This is a genomic window from Oceanobacillus luteolus (assembly GCF_042678205.1).
Classification (GTDB): Bacteria; Bacillota; Bacilli; order Bacillales; family Amphibacillaceae; genus Oceanobacillus; species Oceanobacillus luteolus.
Window position 1 is genome coordinate 1 of the sequence record NZ_JBHUDE010000150.1, and the last position, 17,473, is coordinate 17,473.

The 17,473-nt window shown below is 41.0% G+C and carries 17 protein-coding genes; 7 read left to right on the top strand and 10 right to left on the bottom strand.

All coding sequences use genetic code 11. The annotated features are described in order from the left end of the window. The first annotated feature begins 214 nt into the window (after positions 1 to 214). Complete coding sequence (locus ACFSBH_RS16255) at positions 215 to 799, top strand: MerR family transcriptional regulator (RefSeq protein WP_379598602.1); 585 nt, start codon at positions 215 to 217, stop codon at positions 797 to 799. A 47-nt stretch (positions 800 to 846) separates the two neighbouring features. Here ACFSBH_RS16255 and ACFSBH_RS16260 read toward each other — a convergent pair whose 3' ends face one another. Both ACFSBH_RS16260 and ACFSBH_RS16265 read right to left on the bottom strand, forming a co-directional pair. Next, positions 847 to 1,701: a serine/threonine-protein kinase gene (locus tag ACFSBH_RS16260; protein ID WP_251514345.1), complete on the bottom strand. Its 855-nt coding sequence runs from the start codon at positions 1,699 to 1,701 to the stop codon at positions 847 to 849. Positions 1,702 to 1,736: 35 nt separating this feature from the next. Next, positions 1,737 to 3,596 carry an ABC transporter ATP-binding protein gene (locus tag ACFSBH_RS16265; protein ID WP_251514402.1) on the bottom strand — a complete coding sequence of 620 codons (1,860 nt, stop codon included), beginning with the start codon at positions 3,594 to 3,596 and terminating at the stop codon, positions 1,737 to 1,739. A gap of 208 nt (positions 3,597 to 3,804) precedes the next feature. On the opposite strand from ACFSBH_RS16265, the gene ACFSBH_RS16270 reads away from it, so the two are divergent. Beyond that, positions 3,805 to 4,173, top strand: coding sequence for a hypothetical protein (locus ACFSBH_RS16270; RefSeq protein ID WP_379598605.1), 369 nt, complete (start codon positions 3,805 to 3,807; stop codon positions 4,171 to 4,173). A 463-nt stretch (positions 4,174 to 4,636) separates the two neighbouring features. On the opposite strand, the gene ACFSBH_RS16275 is transcribed toward ACFSBH_RS16270, so the two are convergent. The 3 genes from ACFSBH_RS16275 to ACFSBH_RS16285 are packed head-to-tail and all read right to left on the bottom strand — an operon-like array spanning position 4,637 to position 7,877. Next, the gene (locus tag ACFSBH_RS16275) at positions 4,637 to 5,707 is read right to left on the bottom strand and encodes a LolA family protein (RefSeq protein WP_251514348.1); all 1,071 of its coding nucleotides are present in this window, start codon (positions 5,705 to 5,707) and stop codon (positions 4,637 to 4,639) included. Next, on the bottom strand, positions 5,704 to 7,170 hold the full coding sequence (locus tag ACFSBH_RS16280; RefSeq protein WP_251514350.1) for a sensor histidine kinase: 1,467 nt from the start codon (positions 7,168 to 7,170) through the stop codon (positions 5,704 to 5,706). Before ACFSBH_RS16280 ends, ACFSBH_RS16275 begins: the two co-directional genes overlap by 4 nt. Next, on the bottom strand, positions 7,167 to 7,877 hold the full coding sequence (locus tag ACFSBH_RS16285) for a response regulator transcription factor (RefSeq protein ID WP_251514352.1): 711 nt from the start codon (positions 7,875 to 7,877) through the stop codon (positions 7,167 to 7,169). Before ACFSBH_RS16285 ends, ACFSBH_RS16280 begins: the two co-directional genes overlap by 4 nt. A gap of 221 nt (positions 7,878 to 8,098) precedes the next feature. On the opposite strand from ACFSBH_RS16285, the gene ACFSBH_RS16290 reads away from it, so the two are divergent. Genes ACFSBH_RS16290 through ACFSBH_RS16300 form a run of 3 tightly spaced genes read left to right on the top strand, consistent with a single transcriptional unit; the run spans position 8,099 to position 10,757 of the window. Beyond that, positions 8,099 to 8,815: an MFS transporter gene (locus ACFSBH_RS16290; protein ID WP_379598608.1), complete on the top strand. Its 717-nt coding sequence runs from the start codon at positions 8,099 to 8,101 to the stop codon at positions 8,813 to 8,815. Next, a complete protein-coding gene (locus tag ACFSBH_RS16295; RefSeq protein WP_379598610.1) occupies positions 8,809 to 9,309 on the top strand; it encodes an MFS transporter in 501 nt (166 codons plus the stop codon). Before ACFSBH_RS16290 ends, ACFSBH_RS16295 begins: the two co-directional genes overlap by 7 nt. A 26-nt stretch (positions 9,310 to 9,335) precedes the next feature. After that, positions 9,336 to 10,757, top strand: coding sequence for a M20 family metallopeptidase (locus tag ACFSBH_RS16300; protein WP_251514355.1), 1,422 nt, complete (start codon positions 9,336 to 9,338; stop codon positions 10,755 to 10,757). A gap of 44 nt (positions 10,758 to 10,801) precedes the next feature. Here ACFSBH_RS16300 and ACFSBH_RS16305 read toward each other — a convergent pair whose 3' ends face one another. Continuing rightward, positions 10,802 to 11,476, bottom strand: coding sequence for a DUF421 domain-containing protein (locus ACFSBH_RS16305; RefSeq protein ID WP_251514357.1), 675 nt, complete (start codon positions 11,474 to 11,476; stop codon positions 10,802 to 10,804). Positions 11,477 to 11,674: 198 nt separating this feature from the next. Here ACFSBH_RS16305 and ACFSBH_RS16310 point away from each other — a divergent pair, with 198 nt between their 5' ends. Further along, the gene (locus ACFSBH_RS16310) at positions 11,675 to 13,267 is read left to right on the top strand and encodes a long-chain-fatty-acid--CoA ligase (RefSeq protein ID WP_251514359.1); all 1,593 of its coding nucleotides are present in this window, start codon (positions 11,675 to 11,677) and stop codon (positions 13,265 to 13,267) included. 42 nt (positions 13,268 to 13,309) lie between these two features. On the opposite strand, the gene ACFSBH_RS16315 is transcribed toward ACFSBH_RS16310, so the two are convergent. The 4 genes from ACFSBH_RS16315 to ACFSBH_RS16330 all read right to left on the bottom strand — a co-directional run bounded on the left by ACFSBH_RS16315 (position 13,310) and on the right by ACFSBH_RS16330 (position 16,043). Next, the gene (locus tag ACFSBH_RS16315; RefSeq protein WP_251514362.1) at positions 13,310 to 14,461 is read right to left on the bottom strand and encodes a dicarboxylate/amino acid:cation symporter; all 1,152 of its coding nucleotides are present in this window, start codon (positions 14,459 to 14,461) and stop codon (positions 13,310 to 13,312) included. A gap of 111 nt (positions 14,462 to 14,572) precedes the next feature. Continuing rightward, positions 14,573 to 14,725, bottom strand: a complete 153-nt coding sequence (locus tag ACFSBH_RS16320; protein ID WP_379598613.1) for a hypothetical protein — start codon at positions 14,723 to 14,725, stop codon at positions 14,573 to 14,575. Further along, the gene (locus tag ACFSBH_RS16325) at positions 14,722 to 15,285 is read right to left on the bottom strand and encodes a CPBP family intramembrane glutamic endopeptidase (protein WP_251514365.1); all 564 of its coding nucleotides are present in this window, start codon (positions 15,283 to 15,285) and stop codon (positions 14,722 to 14,724) included. Before ACFSBH_RS16325 ends, ACFSBH_RS16320 begins: the two co-directional genes overlap by 4 nt. Before the next feature lie 5 nt (positions 15,286 to 15,290). Beyond that, entirely contained in the window at positions 15,291 to 16,043 is a 753-nt protein-coding gene (locus ACFSBH_RS16330) for a MerR family transcriptional regulator (RefSeq protein WP_251514367.1), read from the bottom strand. Positions 16,044 to 16,205: 162 nt separating this feature from the next. Between ACFSBH_RS16330 and ACFSBH_RS16335 the strand changes: the two genes are divergently transcribed. After that, complete coding sequence (locus ACFSBH_RS16335; RefSeq protein ID WP_251514373.1) at positions 16,206 to 17,447, top strand: CNNM domain-containing protein; 1,242 nt, start codon at positions 16,206 to 16,208, stop codon at positions 17,445 to 17,447. The last annotated feature ends 26 nt before the right edge of the window (positions 17,448 to 17,473 follow it).

Sequence of the window (17,473 nt, forward strand, 5' to 3'; positions counted from 1 at the left end):
CCGATAATGATAAATTTGACTCAAAAAAGGATCCTAGCAAAGTTTTGATTGCTTGGATCCTTTTTAATTACTGTTTTCGGCTAGTTATGTCCCAGCCTCTTTTATTTTTTGCCATATTATGTCGAACTGTTTTTAGGAGCTGGAAGAAGGAAATCAACGAAAAAAGTTGTATTCATATAGTAATAGATTATGAACTCATGAGGGGGTAAAGGTAATGAACGGAATGAACGAATGGATGCCAATTTCGCAAGTATCCCAAAAAGTGAACATACCTCCAGAAACAGTCAGACGCTATGCTAGGCAATATGGATCTTATCTGGCTATGAAGCGAGGCGAAAAGAAAGCCTATCTCATTCATGAAAGTTCGCTGGATACGATAAAAAGAATCCGGACTCTATTGGAACAGGGACACCAGCATGGACAGGTGAAACTCTTGTTGAGGAACGAGTATGAAGCAAATGTTCACATAGAAAAAGAAGAAGCTGAACGTGATCAACATTTATCAAAGCAAATGATGAAAGAGGTTCATATGCTTGTAGACCAGAATAAAAAGCTCATGAAATTGATGACCGAGATGCATGAACGGATGAACGTATACGAAGAGATATTGGAACAACAACAGCAACTAGCTGTTACCTCTGAACAGGTGGATGAAACGATGAAGGAACAAAGGGATTATGAGAGAAAACGAGATGAATACTTGTTGAAAACGATGAATGAAATGCAGGAAAAACGAAAAGAAAGTGCAAATCCGCGGGAAAAGAATAAGTTATTTACAAAACTCTTCAAATTGTCTTGAAAAAAATCTACAGTCCACAACATTGAGCGGGTGGACTGTATTTTTCTTTAATGACTCTCCAGATAATTGAGGAAGAACTCATGAATCCGGAATGTTGTGGGCCGCTTGCCAGGTTGTAAATCCAGGCAGCGGTTTATTAAATGAGCGAAATCTTCATCTAATTCCCGATGTTTTTGTACGGGTTGAGCAGCCCTTTTAAGCTGTTCGAAACTTCCATCCTCCATAGATTGAAATGGACGTTTAGCTGTTGCAGCAAAATAGAGGACTGCACCGATTCCCCATACGTCAGCAGCTGGAGTCAGTTTGTCTCCTCGTGCCTGTTCCGGCGACATGTATTGTTTTGTCCCAATCCCTTTCCTCACCTCTCCAGGACGTGCTGCCAAATTAAGGTCGATGACTTTGGCAAGTGGAGGTTGGGAAATAATATTTGAGGGCTTTAAATCAAGATGTAAAATATTATTCAAATGAAGATAGTGGACGGCCGAGGTGAGCTGCATGCCGAGATGTGCCAACTGTTTCGCCGGCAGATAGGTATCTTCGGCTGCGAGATTCCTGACCAGACGGGAAAGTGTTTCTCCTGTTAAGGTTTCTTGTATCAGGACCGGTACTGGTATTTTCACAATTTCATAGCCGCGGACAAGGTTTGGATGGGAGAGTTTCTTCAGGTACTCCCCTTCCTGAATCAGACGTTGCTTTGCTATTTCGCTCGTTGCGCAAGCGGGCTGCAAGGTCTTGGCGATACAACCTGTAAGCTTCTCTTCACTCCAAACATAATAGACGTCACAATCCTGGCCTCGCCGCATGTGGTGGATGACGGTGTAGCCAGGGATGAGTGTTTCCCCTTTTTGAAGAGGTTCAATCATTTCTTTGTTGTCTGTCCATTTCAAGTTATTCAAAAGCATGATGTTTCAGCTCCTTAAATATTATTGATTTCCTTTTAGTTTGGAACTGCCTGCAAATGTTTTTTAGCTTCTGGCTGTGCATCAAACAGTTCCGCATACTTTCCACCATTTGCGAGCAATTCTTCATGTGTTCCGTTCTCCATTACTTTGCCGTCTTCGAGATAGAGAATTCTGTCCGCTCTAGCAGCACTTCTTAAATTATGTGTAATGATGAGAGTTGCTTTATCTTGCATTAATTGTTTCAAAGGATCCATAACCCGCTGTTCAGATTTTGCATCAAGCCCTTCTGTTGGTTCGTCGAGGATTAAGATGGATGCATTGCGGATAATGGCTCTTGCTATAGCAATTCGCTGGCGTTGACCACCGGATAAATTTCTGCCTTTTTGGCCGACGTGGGTATCATATCCTTCCGATAATTCAATAATGAAGTCATGCGCCCCGGCTCTTTTGGCGGCTTCTACGATTTGCTCATCAGTCGCTTCAGATTTTCCATAGGCGATATTTTCTCTTACAGTCCCATCAAAGATCAAGGATTCCTGGAAAAGGACAGCAACATTATCCCGGAGTGATTCAAGACTCACTCCTTTAATCACATTTCCGTCGACAAGGATTCTTCCTTCTGTCGGATCGTAAAAACGCATCAACAATTTCACAATCGTGGATTTGCCGGTTCCGCTTGCCCCGACAAGAGCGACAGATTCACCGGGTTCAATGGAAAATGTGACGTCAGACAATACTTTTTTCTTTTTGCCTGGATAAGAAAAGGAAACGTGATCAAACTCTACACGGCCCGTTGGCTCTTCCATAATATAGGGAGCTTCTTTGATTATTGGTTTTTCGTCCATAAATTCAATGACCCGCTCGGCGCTTGCAGATGCGGAATAAATCGTATTCAGTAATCTGCTGAGACCGCGGACCGGTCGGTAAAGTTTATTTAATAATGTCATGAAAGCTACCAGGCCTCCGATGGTGAGCTCACCTTGAATGAGAAGCATCGCTCCAACAGCCATTACAGCGAGTGTTCCGAACGTTTCAATCAGACTGACGACTGGAGAAAATGCGGCTTTCAGACGGACTTTCAACATTTTGGCATCAAAGCTGCGTCGGTTTTGCAGATCAAAACGTTCAGCTTCTGCCTCTTGTTGGTTATACGCTTGCATCAAGGCAATATTTGAAAAACTCTCTTCTGAAATGGAGTTGATTGCCCCTTCTCGACGGGTCCTTTCCCGCGAGGCCATTTTAATTCTTTTCGAGAAAAACCGTGTCACTACATAAAATAAAGGTACGACGATTAGTGAAACGAAAGCCAATTTCCATTGCATGAAAAACAGCATGGTTATAAAAACAATGAGCTGACTAAAATATGATACAGCCGATGTCGCTCCTGTAATAATCAGCCGTTCAATGGAAGCAATATCACTCGACATCCGTGAAATGATATCACCAAGTTTCCGTTTTTCAAAAAAGTGGAGCGATAGACCTTGTAAATGTTCATACAGCCCTTTTCGCAATGAAAGAATAAAATTCTCCCCGACCCAATTGGACATATACGTACCACCGAAATATAAAGTCCCGCGAAGAACTGTCAGGCAGAAGTACGCTAGAATAATTCCGTAGATGGCATTAAATTGTTGAGGGACCAGAACGTGATCGATAAAGTCCTGCAAGAGCCAAACAGTACCTGATTGGACGACTGGCTGTAAAATAATCAACAGTAAACTAAATAGAATCCAGAAACGGTATGGCTTGGCATATGGCCAGAACCTGCGGAATATTTCTTTTACAGGGACAGGTGGGGACTCGGAAATAAGGTTATCCTCTATGTTTCTAACTTTCCATAAATCCCTGAACTTTTGCCGGGAGTGTTTTTTTCTTTTATTATTCCGTTGCCTCATCAAACTGCTCACCCCTTTGTGAAGAAAGCGGCCCCTTCTGAGTCAGGAGCCGCATCTTGTTTATTCCTGTATAGAAGCCTTTGGCATTTAAGAATCGCTGTTACTGTAACTGTTGCTATAGCTGAAGCTTTCACTATCACTGTTGCTGTAACTTACAGAAGTGACTTCTTCAGCCGCAGCTGGTGTTAATCCATCAAAGTAAGTCATCTTGCGGTTCCCTCCTCTCTTAATTCAACGCTTTAGTTTAGGAATCACTGTTACTGTAGCTATTGCTAAAGCTTTCACTATCGCTGTTGCTATAGCTATAAGAAGTAACCTCTTCAGCCGCGGCTGGTGTCAGTCCATCGAAATAAGTCATTTGCAGTTCCCTCCTCTCTTCGTTCAATGTTGTAGTTTAGGAATCACTGTTGCTGTAGCTATTGCTATAGCTGAAGCTTTCACTATCGCTGTTGCTGTAACTATAAGAAGTAACCTCTTCAGCTGCAGCTGGCGTCAATCCATCAAAGTAAGTCATGCTGCAACACCTCCTTCCCTGTTACCACCATTATTCCACGGGAAGATTAGGGAACCATTATAAGAAAACAATAGAAAAGTTAGAATTAAATGAGAAATGTCTGAGAAGTATTTCAAGGAGGTGACAATGATTGTCATATTAGAGATATTTTTCAAGGAGACTGGGGGTGTGTTGCAGGATTTAAAGTTATCGTTGGGAATGGGAATTGTAGATTGCTATTAGAATAAAGATCACCCTAGCAGCTAGGTTTAATACGTCTGCTAGGGTGGTTTCCGATGCAATATAGATTTTGTATTCCCTCTTGAAGTGGGAAATCTCCCGCAGGGTCATGTGAGGGTTTCTCACGTTCCCTCATGAAGTGAAAAAGCGCCAATGGGGGCATGTGAGTCCATCTCACATGCCCTCTCGAAGTCTAAAACCTCCCGCGAGGGCACGTGAGACATCCTTACGCGCCCTCTGACATCAAAAGTCAGCCCCTTAAGGGTATGCAAGCTATTGTTGTGTCAATATCAAGCCTATTGAAAGCCTACTCTTCAGAACTAAGGACCATGTTTTCCGTAATTTCAAGGATCTCTTCTTGTTTTATGTCTGGATTGACAACCATCAGGTTGTAACGCAGTCCGTCTTCATCCCAGAGGTAAGCGTCCATCATTTCCTCATATTCAGCATCATTTCCTCGTACCTCTACATCAGATTCAGAGATTGGCATATCTTCTGGAGTTGGGAAAACAGATAACATAAATAATGGTGCCCCTTCCTCGGAACTGAAGGTCATGTCTACTTCATAACGATTTAATTCGCCTTGAGGTTCACGCATGGTGATACTGTCTAGTTTTGCATCATCTTCGGAGAATGTAAGGATTGGTTGCTCTAATGCTTTAGCCGCCTCTTCCAATGTTACGTTGTTTGGTGCAACTTCCTCTTCCAAGTCGGTGATTTCAACGTCTTCTGGAATATCGATGGTAAATGTATCTTCCGAAAATTTCGGTGAAAAATCTAATTCGGTATAGGTCACTTCCACCTTCATATCGCCTGTTTCGGTGACAAGTTTTACGATGAACCATGTTTTTTGATCCACCCAAAATTCCATATCGCCTATTAATCCATTTTTTTCATTTGCTTTCATGCGAATGTGGTAAGTGTCATCACCGAGTATTTCTTCTTCGCCAACCAGTTCATGTGTATGGGATTCTTTTAGCATATCCATCATCGATATGAATTGATCTTTTGGGCCCGCTCCAGTAAAGCCTTCGAGCTCAGACGTGATCATTTTATGCGCTTCTCCCGTTGCTTCATCGTACATGGTCATATTTTCTCCATCGTTTAATACGATTATTTCTTGCTCAAGCAATTGATCAATGTTAATAATTTTTCTTTTTATACCATCAACATACTCTTCCATGACCGTATGTTCCATCAACTCTTCACCTTCATACACTTTCATTTCTGACTTTCCGAAATAACTGGCCAAATCTTTTTCTGACTCAATCGCATTGTGAATGATTTCTTCCGCAGAAACATTGTTTTGCGAGCATCCTCCTAATACTAGTGCAAACATACTCATGATCAGCATAACTTTTTTCCATGTAAGTTTCATGATAATCCTCTCTCCTTGAGCCAACAGGCTATTAATGTGCCCTTACTTTCTATGGACCAAATTTTTATTTTTCCTTCGTGTTTTTCCATAATCATTTTTGCGATGCTAAGTCCTAAACCTGATGTTGCTCCTTTACCACGGGACGCTTCATTTTGGTAAAAAGGCTGAAAAACTTTGTTTATTTGGCTCGGATGCATGCCTTGTCCTTCATTCTGAATGATGATAACGGTTCCGTCATTTCTCCAATCATCGAGTCCTTGGATAAACTCAGGGAAGACCCAATTTGGCAGTGGCTTTTTTGCTGAGATTCCGGCTAGCCAAACGTACTTACCCTCTGGTGTATAGCGGATGCTGTTATCCATGAGATTATCGACGACGCGAATCATCTGTTTTGGATCTAATACATACCCATTCCGCACCGATGTCTCAACATTAAGATGGATATTCTTTTTCGCACATGCTTCTTCATAGCCGGAGAACAACATATCAAAGAATTCATTTCCATTTACAGGTACGCGACGTAGCGTATTTTCTGCAGATTGTAATGCAGTAAAAACCGACAAATCATTGATCATCTCTTTCATATGTTCCAGCTTCTCATAGAGGATTTGCTGGTATTCCTCCCGCTCCTCTTGAGTTAGATGATGGCTCTCCAAAGCTTCGGTATACGTACGGATCACGGTCAACGGAGTCTTTAAATCATGAGATAGGGATGCCACCATATATTCTTTTTCCCTCTGTTGTTTGGCTAATTTTTCTCTTGTTTCGAGGATTTGTGCTTTCATTTGTTCAAAGTGTTCGATGAGTACCCCAATTTCATCTCTTGATGGTTGGAGCCGTTGATCCAATTCTTTTCCTGCAGCGAACGCAGTCATATGGTGCTGCAGCTGATTCAATGGCCGGTTCAGTTTCTTGTTGATTGCAATAATGACTATTACATATAAAGCGAGAAAGAAGGTGCTTAAAAGCACAACCATCATGGTGGTACTTTTGTTTGAAGCATCAATCCAAGCTTGTCTGCTCATCGTAATTTCATACAAACCTGCAAGCTGCTCCTGCTCATCAAAAACTAATCTTTTTAATGAATAGGTACGCGGATTTTTTTGGTATTCATTTAAATTTTGGAACAAGACATCTTTATTCGGCTTATACAATTGTGTTGCACTTGAAGGAGTCATGGATGAATATAAATGAATGCCATCATACCGATATAAATCGATTTTTAGGTTCTCATTAGTGTAACGTTTTAACGGCTCATAGTTTTCTTCTGACTGAATTGTATACAAGGACACATCGTTGAGCACATCTTCCAGGTTGTTAGCGACATCTTGAAACTGAAGGAAATCTGTAATATCCTGCTTATCATCATAATCACTGAGACTGACATAGAGCAGGTAAGCAGCAGCCACGGGTAACAACATGACGAGGAGGTAACTAATCATCAGCCAATATTTGATCTTCATCTTGTTTGCTCCCCGATGAAACGATACCCGACACCCCAAACGGTCTGGATAAATTTCGCCTGTTTGCCCGTATCAATTAGTTTGGTGCGCAGGCTTTTAATATGAACCGTAACCGTGTTATTGCCGTCGACATTCATCAGTTGCCATACATGCTCGTAGATCTTAGCCTTTTCAAAAGTGATGAATGCATTTCTGGCCAGTAAAAATAAAATTTCCTGCTCTTTTGCTGTGAGTGGAATAAGTTCCTCATCTAGAAAGACGGCTTCATTTAGAAAATCAATGGCCAATCCGTGTTTATAGCGGATGATTTCTTCATTTTCATGCTTCCTTGTATAGCGATGGTATCTTCTGAGATGGGATTGGACCCTGGCAGTCAATTCCTTCAAGCTGAAAGGCTTCGTCAAGTAATCATCGGCACCAAGTCCGAGACCTCTTACTTTGCTTTCATCTTCACTTTTTGCACTCACTATGAGCAGCGGCACCTCACTTTCCAGCCGGATTCTTTCGCACAGCTCGAATCCATCCATTTCTGGCATCATCAGATCGACAAGTACAAGTGAAAATGGACTTGTTTTGAATTCTTCCCACCCTTCTACACCTGTGGACGCCCATGTCACTTGGAACCCTTCTCTTACTAAATGGTCCCGCATGATCCGAGCAATTTCATAATCATCTTCAACGATAAGTATTTTTGTTTCTTCCGCCATAGCTCTCCCTCTTCTCTGACTCAAGTATAATTCAACTTCGGTAAGTAAATTGAAAAGTTTATTTTTGGTTAATAATTGCTTTAATTTTACCACGGTGAATGGGTGCGTGCTGGCAACGGTCGAATTTTGTCGAAGGAAAGAACTTATTTGTATGAATTACAAATTGTAGCAAAAGCTACTCCGGAATAGTTATTAAAGTTAAATGGCAGGGGGAAGTAGAATTGATTTCAGCACGTAAAAGAAATGGAATACTGGCGCTATTATTTCTAGGTTGGGCTTTAGGAAATTTAGATAGATATATTATGAACTATGCGGTCGTTGCAATTACGGAGGATTTAAATTTAAGTGCTTCATCCACGGGACTTCTGCTTAGCAGCTTTTTTCTAGGGTATGCGCTGATGCAGCTTCCTGGAGGCTGGTTGGCAGACCGCTTTGGTGCCCGGAGAGTTCTCATCGCCGCTGTCATATTATGGTCAATATTTACCGGTTTGACAGGGGTGGCGTGGTCACTTGCTTCCATGGTCGTTATCCGTTTCCTTTTCGGAATTGGTGAAGGTGGATTCCAGCCTGCGAGTTCAAAAATTATTTCTCAAGGATTTCCACATGATCAACGGGCGCGGGCAATGTCCATTATGTTATCGTCTGCCGGGATAACCGCGCTTATCGTGCCGCTGCTTTCGGTTGGATTGCTCACTGCAATCGGTTGGCGGATGACATTTATTATTTTTGGGTTAATTGGAGCTGTTATTGCAATATTGTACTGGTACTTTATCAAGCTGCCGAACAGTGTAGACGAATCAAATGCAAAAAATACTAGTACGACTACTGCAGCGCCTTTCAAACTACTGTTCAAGACTCCCCTCATGCTGAATTTATTTATTGCTTATTTCACTTTGTATGCGGTGAACTGGCGACATGGATTCCTACGTACTTGGTAACTGTACGGGAACTTGATTTGTTTTCAATGGGATGGATGCAGACGATCCCTGGTGTGGCGCAACTTATAGGGATGTATACTGCAGGATATATTATCGATAAGTTGTCAGGAGGCCGGGAAAAAGTTGCAGGGGCTTTCGCCTGTGTTGCTATTTCCGTTTTATTGTATTTCATGTTTACGGCTTCAAGTGTAGCGGCTTTTATCGTGTATCAAACGATTATTATGTTAGTTCTTTCTTTTGTTGTTATTCTGCTTCCGGCCATTGTGCTTAAAAAACTACCGACTTCGGTAGCTGGCTCTGGGATGGGGCTGGTGAACACAGGTGGACAGCTTGCTGGATTCATCACACCGCTTGCGATTGGGTTCATCGTTGATTTATTCAATGGTTCCTTTAATGCAGCGTTTTGGATGTTGATTATTTTTGCCTTTATCTGCGCAATATCCCTAGCTACGATCAACTATGAGAAAGGTGAATTACTGAAGAATCCATCTTGATTTGAAAAGTAAGGCGGGATGTTACTTTGAACGTACAAAATTTTATCTCAGACTATATAGGGCAGCGGAAGGATACGTTTATCCAGCTTAGTGACCAACTATGGCGAGTTCCGGAGATTGCTTTTGAAGAGGAACAATCAGCAGATTATTTATGCCAGGCACTGGAGGCAGAAGGATTCCATGTTGAAAAGGACGTTGCTGGGCTTGAAACGGCATTTATCGCAAGCTTTGGCAGCGGAACCCCTGTCGTCGCTTTTTTAGGTGAATATGATGCGTTACCTGGCTTAAGTCAGAAACAGGGGCTCACAAGGCATGAACCAGTCCTAGAAGGTGCACCGGGTCATGGATGTGGACATAATTTACTAGGGACTGGCTCACTTGCAGCAGCTGCTGCGGTGAAAGAATATATGGAACAAACCGGATTAAAAGGAACGGTTCGATACTATGGCTGCCCAGCCGAAGAAAAAGGCTCGGGTAAGGCGTATATGACAAGAGCTGGTCTGTTTGACGATGTGGATTTCGCACTTTCTTGGCATCCGGAAACCAAACCGGTCATTATGAATTTCAGCTCACTTGCGAACTATGCTGTAAAATTCGTTTTTCATGGGAAAAGTGCCCATGCTGCCGCCACACCTCATTTAGGCCGTAGTGCGTTAGATGCTGTCGAGTTGATGAATGTCGGGGTCAACTATTTAAGGGAGCATATGATTCCTGAGGCAAGAATTCATTATGCAATTACGGATCCAGGTGGGACTTCTCCTAATGTCGTGCAAGCCTATGCTGAAGTGTCTTACTTGATTCGAGCACCGAAAAAGAAACAGGTCGTTGAGCTATATGAACGGGTGGCAAACATTGCTGAAGGAGCGGCCTTAATGACGGAGACAAAGGTGGAGCGGCTATTTGAAGGAGCTGCTTCTGATTTAGTTCCTAACCGAAACCTAGCTGCTGTCATGTATAAAAACCTTGAAGCCATTGGTGTTCCAACTTACGATGAAGCGGATCACCAGTATGCAAAAGCGATAAACGAATCATTGGCAAAAGAAGAGCGAGAAACTGCGTATGCTGGACTGGATAAAGCAACAGCTGCAAAGCTCAAAGGAAAATATATAACAGATTTCATCCCGCCATTTGATCCGGAAAAAGAAGTCATGTTATCGGGTTCGACGGATGTGGGTGATGTGAGCTGGATTGTGCCGACGATGCAATGTATGACAGCTTGTTGGGCGCTCGGTACCCCATTCCATACGTGGCAGGTCGTTTCCCAAGGAACGATGCCGATTGCTCATAAAGGGATGTTGCAAGCAGGAAAGGTACTTGCTGCAACAGCAATTGAAGTGATGGAAAATCCGGATCTCCTGGCCAAAGCGAAACAAGAGCATCAGGAAAGATTGGACGGAGAAGGTTATTTTTCATTGATTCCTGAAGGAGAAGAGCCGCTTAGGAAATAGTGATATGGAACGACTCTTGTGCTATATTCATGCAAGAGTCTTTCTTATTTCTCAACAACAAACAATCCATCCCCTTCCAACCATTCCGCAAATAACACCTTTTCCATTCTTTCAATCCCCTTGATGTCAAGTTGACGGTACAACCATACTTCATCTTTATCAAGCTCACGCAAACTCTCTTTTATTAACTTTCCATCTCTGATAATCGTGACAGGAAGGTATACTGTTTGGTTTGGTAAATTTAAATCTTCCAACGTAGTTTTTTGATAGGCTGATTTTTTTAAGGTGCTTACCGAGCCATTTGGTTCGAGAATGGCAAAGGCTACTTCTCGAATGGAAAAAGTTTCACTTTGGCGGAGTAGGCTTTGTAACTGATTTAAGTTCAGCTTGCTTTTTTTCAGCTGCTCAAAGTCTATTTGCCCATTGCGAATCAGGATTGCCGGATTGCCTTCTAATTTTTGCCGTATAGTTAGGGACTTTTGGAAGATATATTCAATGATAAACAATAAGCAGCCCCAAACAACAATAGCAAAAATGATTTCGGTTATGGTGACTTCACGCTGATAGATAGAATTACCGAGTAATTCACTTAAGACAATAGCCGTAATAAAGTGATAAGGGCTATATTGCCCAATAATCTTTTGGCCTATGATTCTAATCAGGACAAAAAACAATATAAAACCAATGGTCAATTTTATAAACATGTGTATAAATTCCATAACCCTGCTCCTCAGCAAATGATAGATTAATAGTTGTCTATTATCATTGCCATAGTACGTACTTTACATACACTGCTCCCTAATTAACTATCACATGCAATAGATAATTCTAAAAATACAAAATGATAGCGCTTTATTTTGGGTTATGTTAATATACAACTATTAAAAATTTACTAAAAACAGGGGAGGATGGACAACGTGGAAGTACCTTTAATCTTAACGCAATTCTTAGACCGTGCAGTAAAGCTTTATGGAGACAAAAAGGCAATTATCAATGACGAACGGATATTTACGTATAGTGAGCTGAACGATCGTGTAAACCAGTTATCAGATGGTCTACGTCAACTGGGGGTGAAAAAGGGAGACAAAGTAGCTTACCTTGCACCAAATACAGTGGAAATGTTAGAAGGCTTCTATGGTGTCTTTCAACTTGGGGCAATCATGGTGCCTCTCAACATCCGTTTAAAACCTGAAGATTATCTATTTATCTTAAATCATAGTGAATCGAAAATTTTATTTGTCGACCAAGACTTGTACGATTTGATTATACCGATAAAAGACAAGCTGGAAACAGTTGAGAAAATCATCGTCCACTATCATGATGGTCTTTGTGAGGAAGAAGACTATGACCAGTTTTTAAGTGCATACTCCAAAGAACCATTTGAACGGGAAGATGTAGAGGAAAACGATGTTTGTAGTTTGTTATATACAAGCGGGACAACCGGGAATCCAAAAGGTGTCATGCTAACCCACCGTAATAACTATCTCCATGCCTTGTCGAGCATGCATCATTTACGGGTAACAGATGAAGATGTGCTTGCCCATGTTTTGCCGATGTTTCATGTCAACGGCTGGGGCTCACCATTCTACTACACAGCAAATGGGGCAACTCAAGTTTGTTTAAGAAAAGCTTCTGCAGAAAGTATTTACGATGCGATTGAAAATCATGGAGTTACGGTGATGCATATGGCACCGACTGTTCTGAACTCGCTCATTCAATATTACGATGAGCATCAGCCAACAGTTAAACAAGATATTCGGTTAGTGATTGCAGGCTCTGCACCGCCACCGGCTTTTATCACAAAAATAGAAGAGGATCTCGGGTGGGAATTTATCCAAGTTTATGGCATGACCGAGTCCACTCCGCTTACGTTGGTTTCAAGAATCCGATCTCACCACAAAGATTTACCGTTAGAAGAACAATATCGCTTGAAAGCAAAGCAAGGTGTGCAAATGATCGGTACTGATGTGAAGGTCGTGAATGCAGTGGGGGATGAAGTTGCTTGGGACGGAAGAGAAGTTGGGGAAATTGTCGTTCGTGGCAACGGAGTCATGAAAGGTTATTGGAAAAATGAAGATGCATCAATGGAAGCACTTCGCGATGGATGGCTTCATACAGGGGACATGGCGAATGTTGATGAATATGGAAATATTGAAATCGTCGATAGGAAAAAGGACGTCATCATCTCAGGAGGTGAAAACATTTCTTCTATTGAGGTAGAGGGTGTTTTATATGATCATCCATCTGTTCTAGAAGCTGCAGTGATAGCCGTTCCTCATGAAAAATGGGGGGAGACTCCACATGCATATGTCGTTTTACGACCAGGGGAAGAAGTCACCGAGGAAGATCTGATTCAATTCTCGAGAAGCAAGCTTGCTCATTTTAAAGCGATTACCGGTGTCACCTTTTTAGAAGAATTGCCAAAGACAGCTTCTGGAAAAATATTAAAAGTCCATCTTCGCAATGAACATTGGAAGAAAGCCGGGAAAGCGGATAAACTCGTAAACTAGAAAAAACGTGCCAGACACAAAAAGTGCTGGCACGTTTACCTTTTATACAGCTTTTTTCCCAATAATCTTATCAACCATCATGGCAATTGCACCATCTCCGGTAACATTCGTCGCTGTACCGAAACTATCCTGTGCCATGTAAAGGGCAATCATTAAACCTAGTGCAGTTTCATCAAAGCCGAGCATTGTGCTGAGCAGCCCCAATGCTGCCATAACAGCTCCACCTGGCACACCTGGAGCGGCAATCATAATAATCCCCAACATTAAGATAAACGGTAACATCATCCCAAATGTAGGAATGTCGAGATTATTTGAGAGGACCATGACTGCTACGGAACACATTACCAGAGTGACTGTACTTCCAGATAAATGAATCGTCGCACATAATGGAACGGCCGAGTCAGCCACGCCATCACTTACTTTATTGCTTTTCGATGCACGGACGGTAACTGGAATGGTCGCCGCACTAGACATTGTTCCTAAGCCTGTAAAATATGCTGGGAGCATGTTTTTTAGTGACTTAAAAGGATTCCTTCCTGCGACAGCCCCCGCAACAGAGTATAGGATGACAAGCCAAACCCAATGAATGACAATGGCAGTCACAAGCACAAGCCCAAAGGTCTGTAATGTTTGTACTACCGCACCATCTGCAGCTATTTCAGCAAAGATACTTGCTATATAAAATGGTAAGATTGGAATGATGACTTTCCAAATTAGCCTTTCGATTATTTCCTTACCTTCATCAAAAAATGCTCTTAAGGTAGGGCTTTTTGTTCGAGTAATCCCAATCCCAAACACAAAAGCTAAGATTAAAGCAGTCATTACTCCTGTAATCGGATCGATGGCAAGCTCAAATATAGGTTCAAAGCCTGCTGTTTCTTCTGCTTGTCCTCCACCATTTCCAACAAGGGTAGGAATTACAATAAGAGCTACAATAAATGCTAATGTTCCCGCTAAAATGGTGGATGTATAAGCAAGTGCGCCTGTGATTCCAAGCATTTTACCTGATTCTTTCCCGAAACTCGCAATCCCGCTGACAATATAGAAAATAATAATCAGTGGAATAGCAAAACCTAGGAATTGTCCGAAGAATTCCTTGAATGTTACGATAATTCTAATAACAACTTCCGGCACAAGTAAGCCGATAATAATACCACTCACAATACCGATGAGCAGCTTGCCTATTAACTTCATATTCTTGCTCCTTTACTAAAAAAATTGCTTTCACATACTATAGCATCTGTACTTTTGTTAATCAAGATAATTTTCTGATTCCTATTTGTTTGCCACCTATATTAAAGTCAACTATACTTTCATTCCAGCATTATCTTTATCTACTATTTCCAACAAGTACCATACCATATGGAAAGTCATATGGCATAGAATTGCTGCTCCAAGTCCGTATTTCCAATAGAGCCAACCACATGATAAACCAACCATCAAATTGATGCTTGTCATATAGAAAATGATTCTTTTTGTGATTGTGATTTTTTTTGCTGAATCCCGGGTAAATGAGCAAGTGCAAATAATATACTTGCAAGAATATTAGCGATCCAAAAGCTGAGGATTTCCTGGTCAGTAAACTGAGTTAAAAGCCATATGAAAAAACTCATTAGACCAAATCGGAAGATGATTTCTTCGACTATTCCACCATATAAACAACGTGTCGATATCCACGTTTTCTTTCTTGTTCTCTCCATTTGATAAAAGGTGCTGGTAGAGATATTCTTTTTGAGAAAGATATAATAAGCGACAATGTTAATAAAGGCACATGCCAAGCTAAGGAGAATGACAAGCCAATCAATTGATAGAGTCAAGGCGTTTTCTAAATCGGCCCGCTTGTAAAAAAATAAACCCAATACCGTAAACGGAAAAGCCACGATGATGTGATTCAGTAAACGAAGCATATAGGGAGGAGGTGTATCATTTGGTAATAGTTCTTTGTATAACTCTTTTTCATTTAAGGTCATCAACACTATACCAGGGATTATTAGAACTGTAATCCATATCCATTCCATCACATTCATCCACCCTTTCCTCTATCAGTTTCTAAGAATATTTGAATCGCTTCCCTGATCCATTCCACTTCATTTGTTTCAAAAGGCAAAGAAAACAATGGATCTTCTTCCTCTAATTGTTCTTCATCCAAATTTTCATAAAAGGAGTGGATATCTTCTCCGACAATATCTTCAAACATTTCCATTAAACTTTTAACGAGCTGTTGTATCTCTTCAGCTTTTGGGTCTGTTCCTGTTTTGTTTTTCAACTCAGTTAGCATAAGCATGAATTTCTTTTCCATTTCTTGTTGTTGCCTTTTGGGGATACTGAAGATGTCCTCCACCTTTTCTACCGGTAAGACATCATTTAACCATTCCCTATGTTTATCCTCATACTGAACCCCTTGGATAATCGATATGAAAATCCCCGCATCGATCCGTTCCTTTTCATCCGCTAGTTGGATGGCATGGTCCAAGGTTTTGAGCACATTTTGAATCTGAAGAAGTTTATCTTCCATCAAGATTTTCTGTATTTCCAAGGACTCCTTTAAGTTCCAGCTATCTTGGGCAAGCAATTCCTTAATTTGTACTAAGGTAAATCCAAGAAACTTTAATGTTACGATTTTTTGCATCGTGATAAAATGTGAATCATCATAGTATCTTCTGTCGCCGTCTGAACGTGATGCTTTTAATAGACCGATATCATCATAATACTGCAAGGTACGAACACTTACTCCAGTCAGTTTAGCGAATTCCCCGGTAGAATAATGACCTTTCATTATGAATCTCTCCTTTTAAATTCTTATATTCATCATAGAACATCACGTTACGTGACGTGCAAGGAAAAGATTAAATTATGTTGTTTCCGAGGCAAATCAGGGAGTACTTGTAAATATCATCTGGAATGACAGAAAAATGTTTGGAAAAGTAGGTGTAATGTTTTGACTATCTTATTCATCAGTATCATTATCCTTTTTATCGCATCCAGTTATTTTTCCGGCAGTGAGACAGCACTTACAGCAACGAATGAAATGAAGCTGCAATTGAAGGCTGCGAGTGGGGATAAAAAAGCAGAGCGATTACTCAGGCTTGTTAATAACCCGGACTTATTCATTCCTGGAATCTTAATAGCTAATAATGTTCCAAATATCGTACTTCCTTCTTTAGTGACGATTGTGGCTCTGGAGTTTGGATGGAATATTGGAATAACAACCGCTGTGCTGACGGTTTTAATTATTATTTTTGCGGAAGTAATGCCCAAGTCGGTCGCAGCAGCTTTTCCTGAAAAGATTGCTTACATCGTTTATTATCCGACCATGCTTATTCTAATGATTTTAAAGCCGTTTATTTGGTTATTAAATTTACTGACGAAAACTACCATTAGATTGTTGGGGAGAAATCAGGTACAAGAAGTTACAATCTCTAAAGCGGAGATGCGGGCGATGGTTGATATTGCACATACAGAAGGAACTTTTAGGAATGATGAAATGTCTCGCTTGAAATCGGTATTGGATTTCCAGACGTTAAACGTGTCCGATGTATTAAAAACGCATCGGGTGGAAATTAAAGCTGTTCCGGCAAATATATCCTTTGAAGAAGCGGAAGAATTTTTACTATCAAACCACCATACACGATATCCAATTTATGACGATGATATTGACAATATTGTGGGTGTCTTTCATTCTAAGTTTATTTTAAGGTGGGCAAAAAATCGGGATAAATTGATTAAGGATTTCTCTGATATGGATCCCTTGTTTGTTTATGAATTTAATCTGATAGAAGATGTATTTAAACAAATGACTGAGAAGAAAAAGCATATTGCAATTGTATTGGATGAATACGGAGGAACAGAAGGGCTCATCACCCACGAGGATCTGATTGAAACGATGATTGGTGAAGATATTGAAGATGAGATGGATGAAGACGACGCACTCATCCACAGCCAGACGGATAGAGAAATTATTTGTGATGCTAGACTTTCCCTGCACCGCCTAAACAACGTTTTTAAAATTAATCTTCCTGAAGAGGCCGACAACGTGGCAGGATTTGTTTTGAATCGTTATAGCCATTTGCCCGAAGAAGGAGAAGAGTTCACTTATGAAGACTTGGAATTTGAAATTTTAGAAGTAAGTGAGAGGAGAGTGCATTTGGTAAGAATTAGAAAGCTGTACTCTGCTCCCTGAAATGAGAAATGCTAGGATATCCATTA

Bases quoted from the DNA above. Each gene is read 5' to 3' on its own strand.
- ACFSBH_RS16315 (WP_251514362.1), bottom strand. From the start codon at position 14,461: ATGAAGTTAATAGGCAAGCTGCTCATCGGTATTGTGAGTGGTATTATT.
- ACFSBH_RS16305 (WP_251514357.1), bottom strand. From the start codon at position 11,476: ATGGAATTTATACACATGTTTATAAAATTGACCATTGGTTTTATATTG.
- ACFSBH_RS16320 (WP_379598613.1), bottom strand. From the start codon at position 14,725: ATGACAAGCATCAATTTGATGGTTGGTTTATCATGTGGTTGGCTCTAT.
- ACFSBH_RS16280 (WP_251514350.1), bottom strand. From the start codon at position 7,170: ATGAAGATCAAATATTGGCTGATGATTAGTTACCTCCTCGTCATGTTG.
- ACFSBH_RS16330 (WP_251514367.1), bottom strand. From the start codon at position 16,043: ATGAAAGGTCATTATTCTACCGGGGAATTCGCTAAACTGACTGGAGTA.
- ACFSBH_RS16275 (WP_251514348.1), bottom strand. From the start codon at position 5,707: ATGAAACTTACATGGAAAAAAGTTATGCTGATCATGAGTATGTTTGCA.
- ACFSBH_RS16260 (WP_251514345.1), bottom strand. From the start codon at position 1,701: ATGCTTTTGAATAACTTGAAATGGACAGACAACAAAGAAATGATTGAA.
- ACFSBH_RS16285 (WP_251514352.1), bottom strand. From the start codon at position 7,877: ATGGCGGAAGAAACAAAAATACTTATCGTTGAAGATGATTATGAAATT.
- ACFSBH_RS16325 (WP_251514365.1), bottom strand. From the start codon at position 15,285: ATGGAATGGATATGGATTACAGTTCTAATAATCCCTGGTATAGTGTTG.
- ACFSBH_RS16265 (WP_251514402.1), bottom strand. From the start codon at position 3,596: ATGAGGCAACGGAATAATAAAAGAAAAAAACACTCCCGGCAAAAGTTC.
- ACFSBH_RS16255 (WP_379598602.1), top strand. From the start codon at position 215: ATGAACGGAATGAACGAATGGATGCCAATTTCGCAAGTATCCCAAAAA.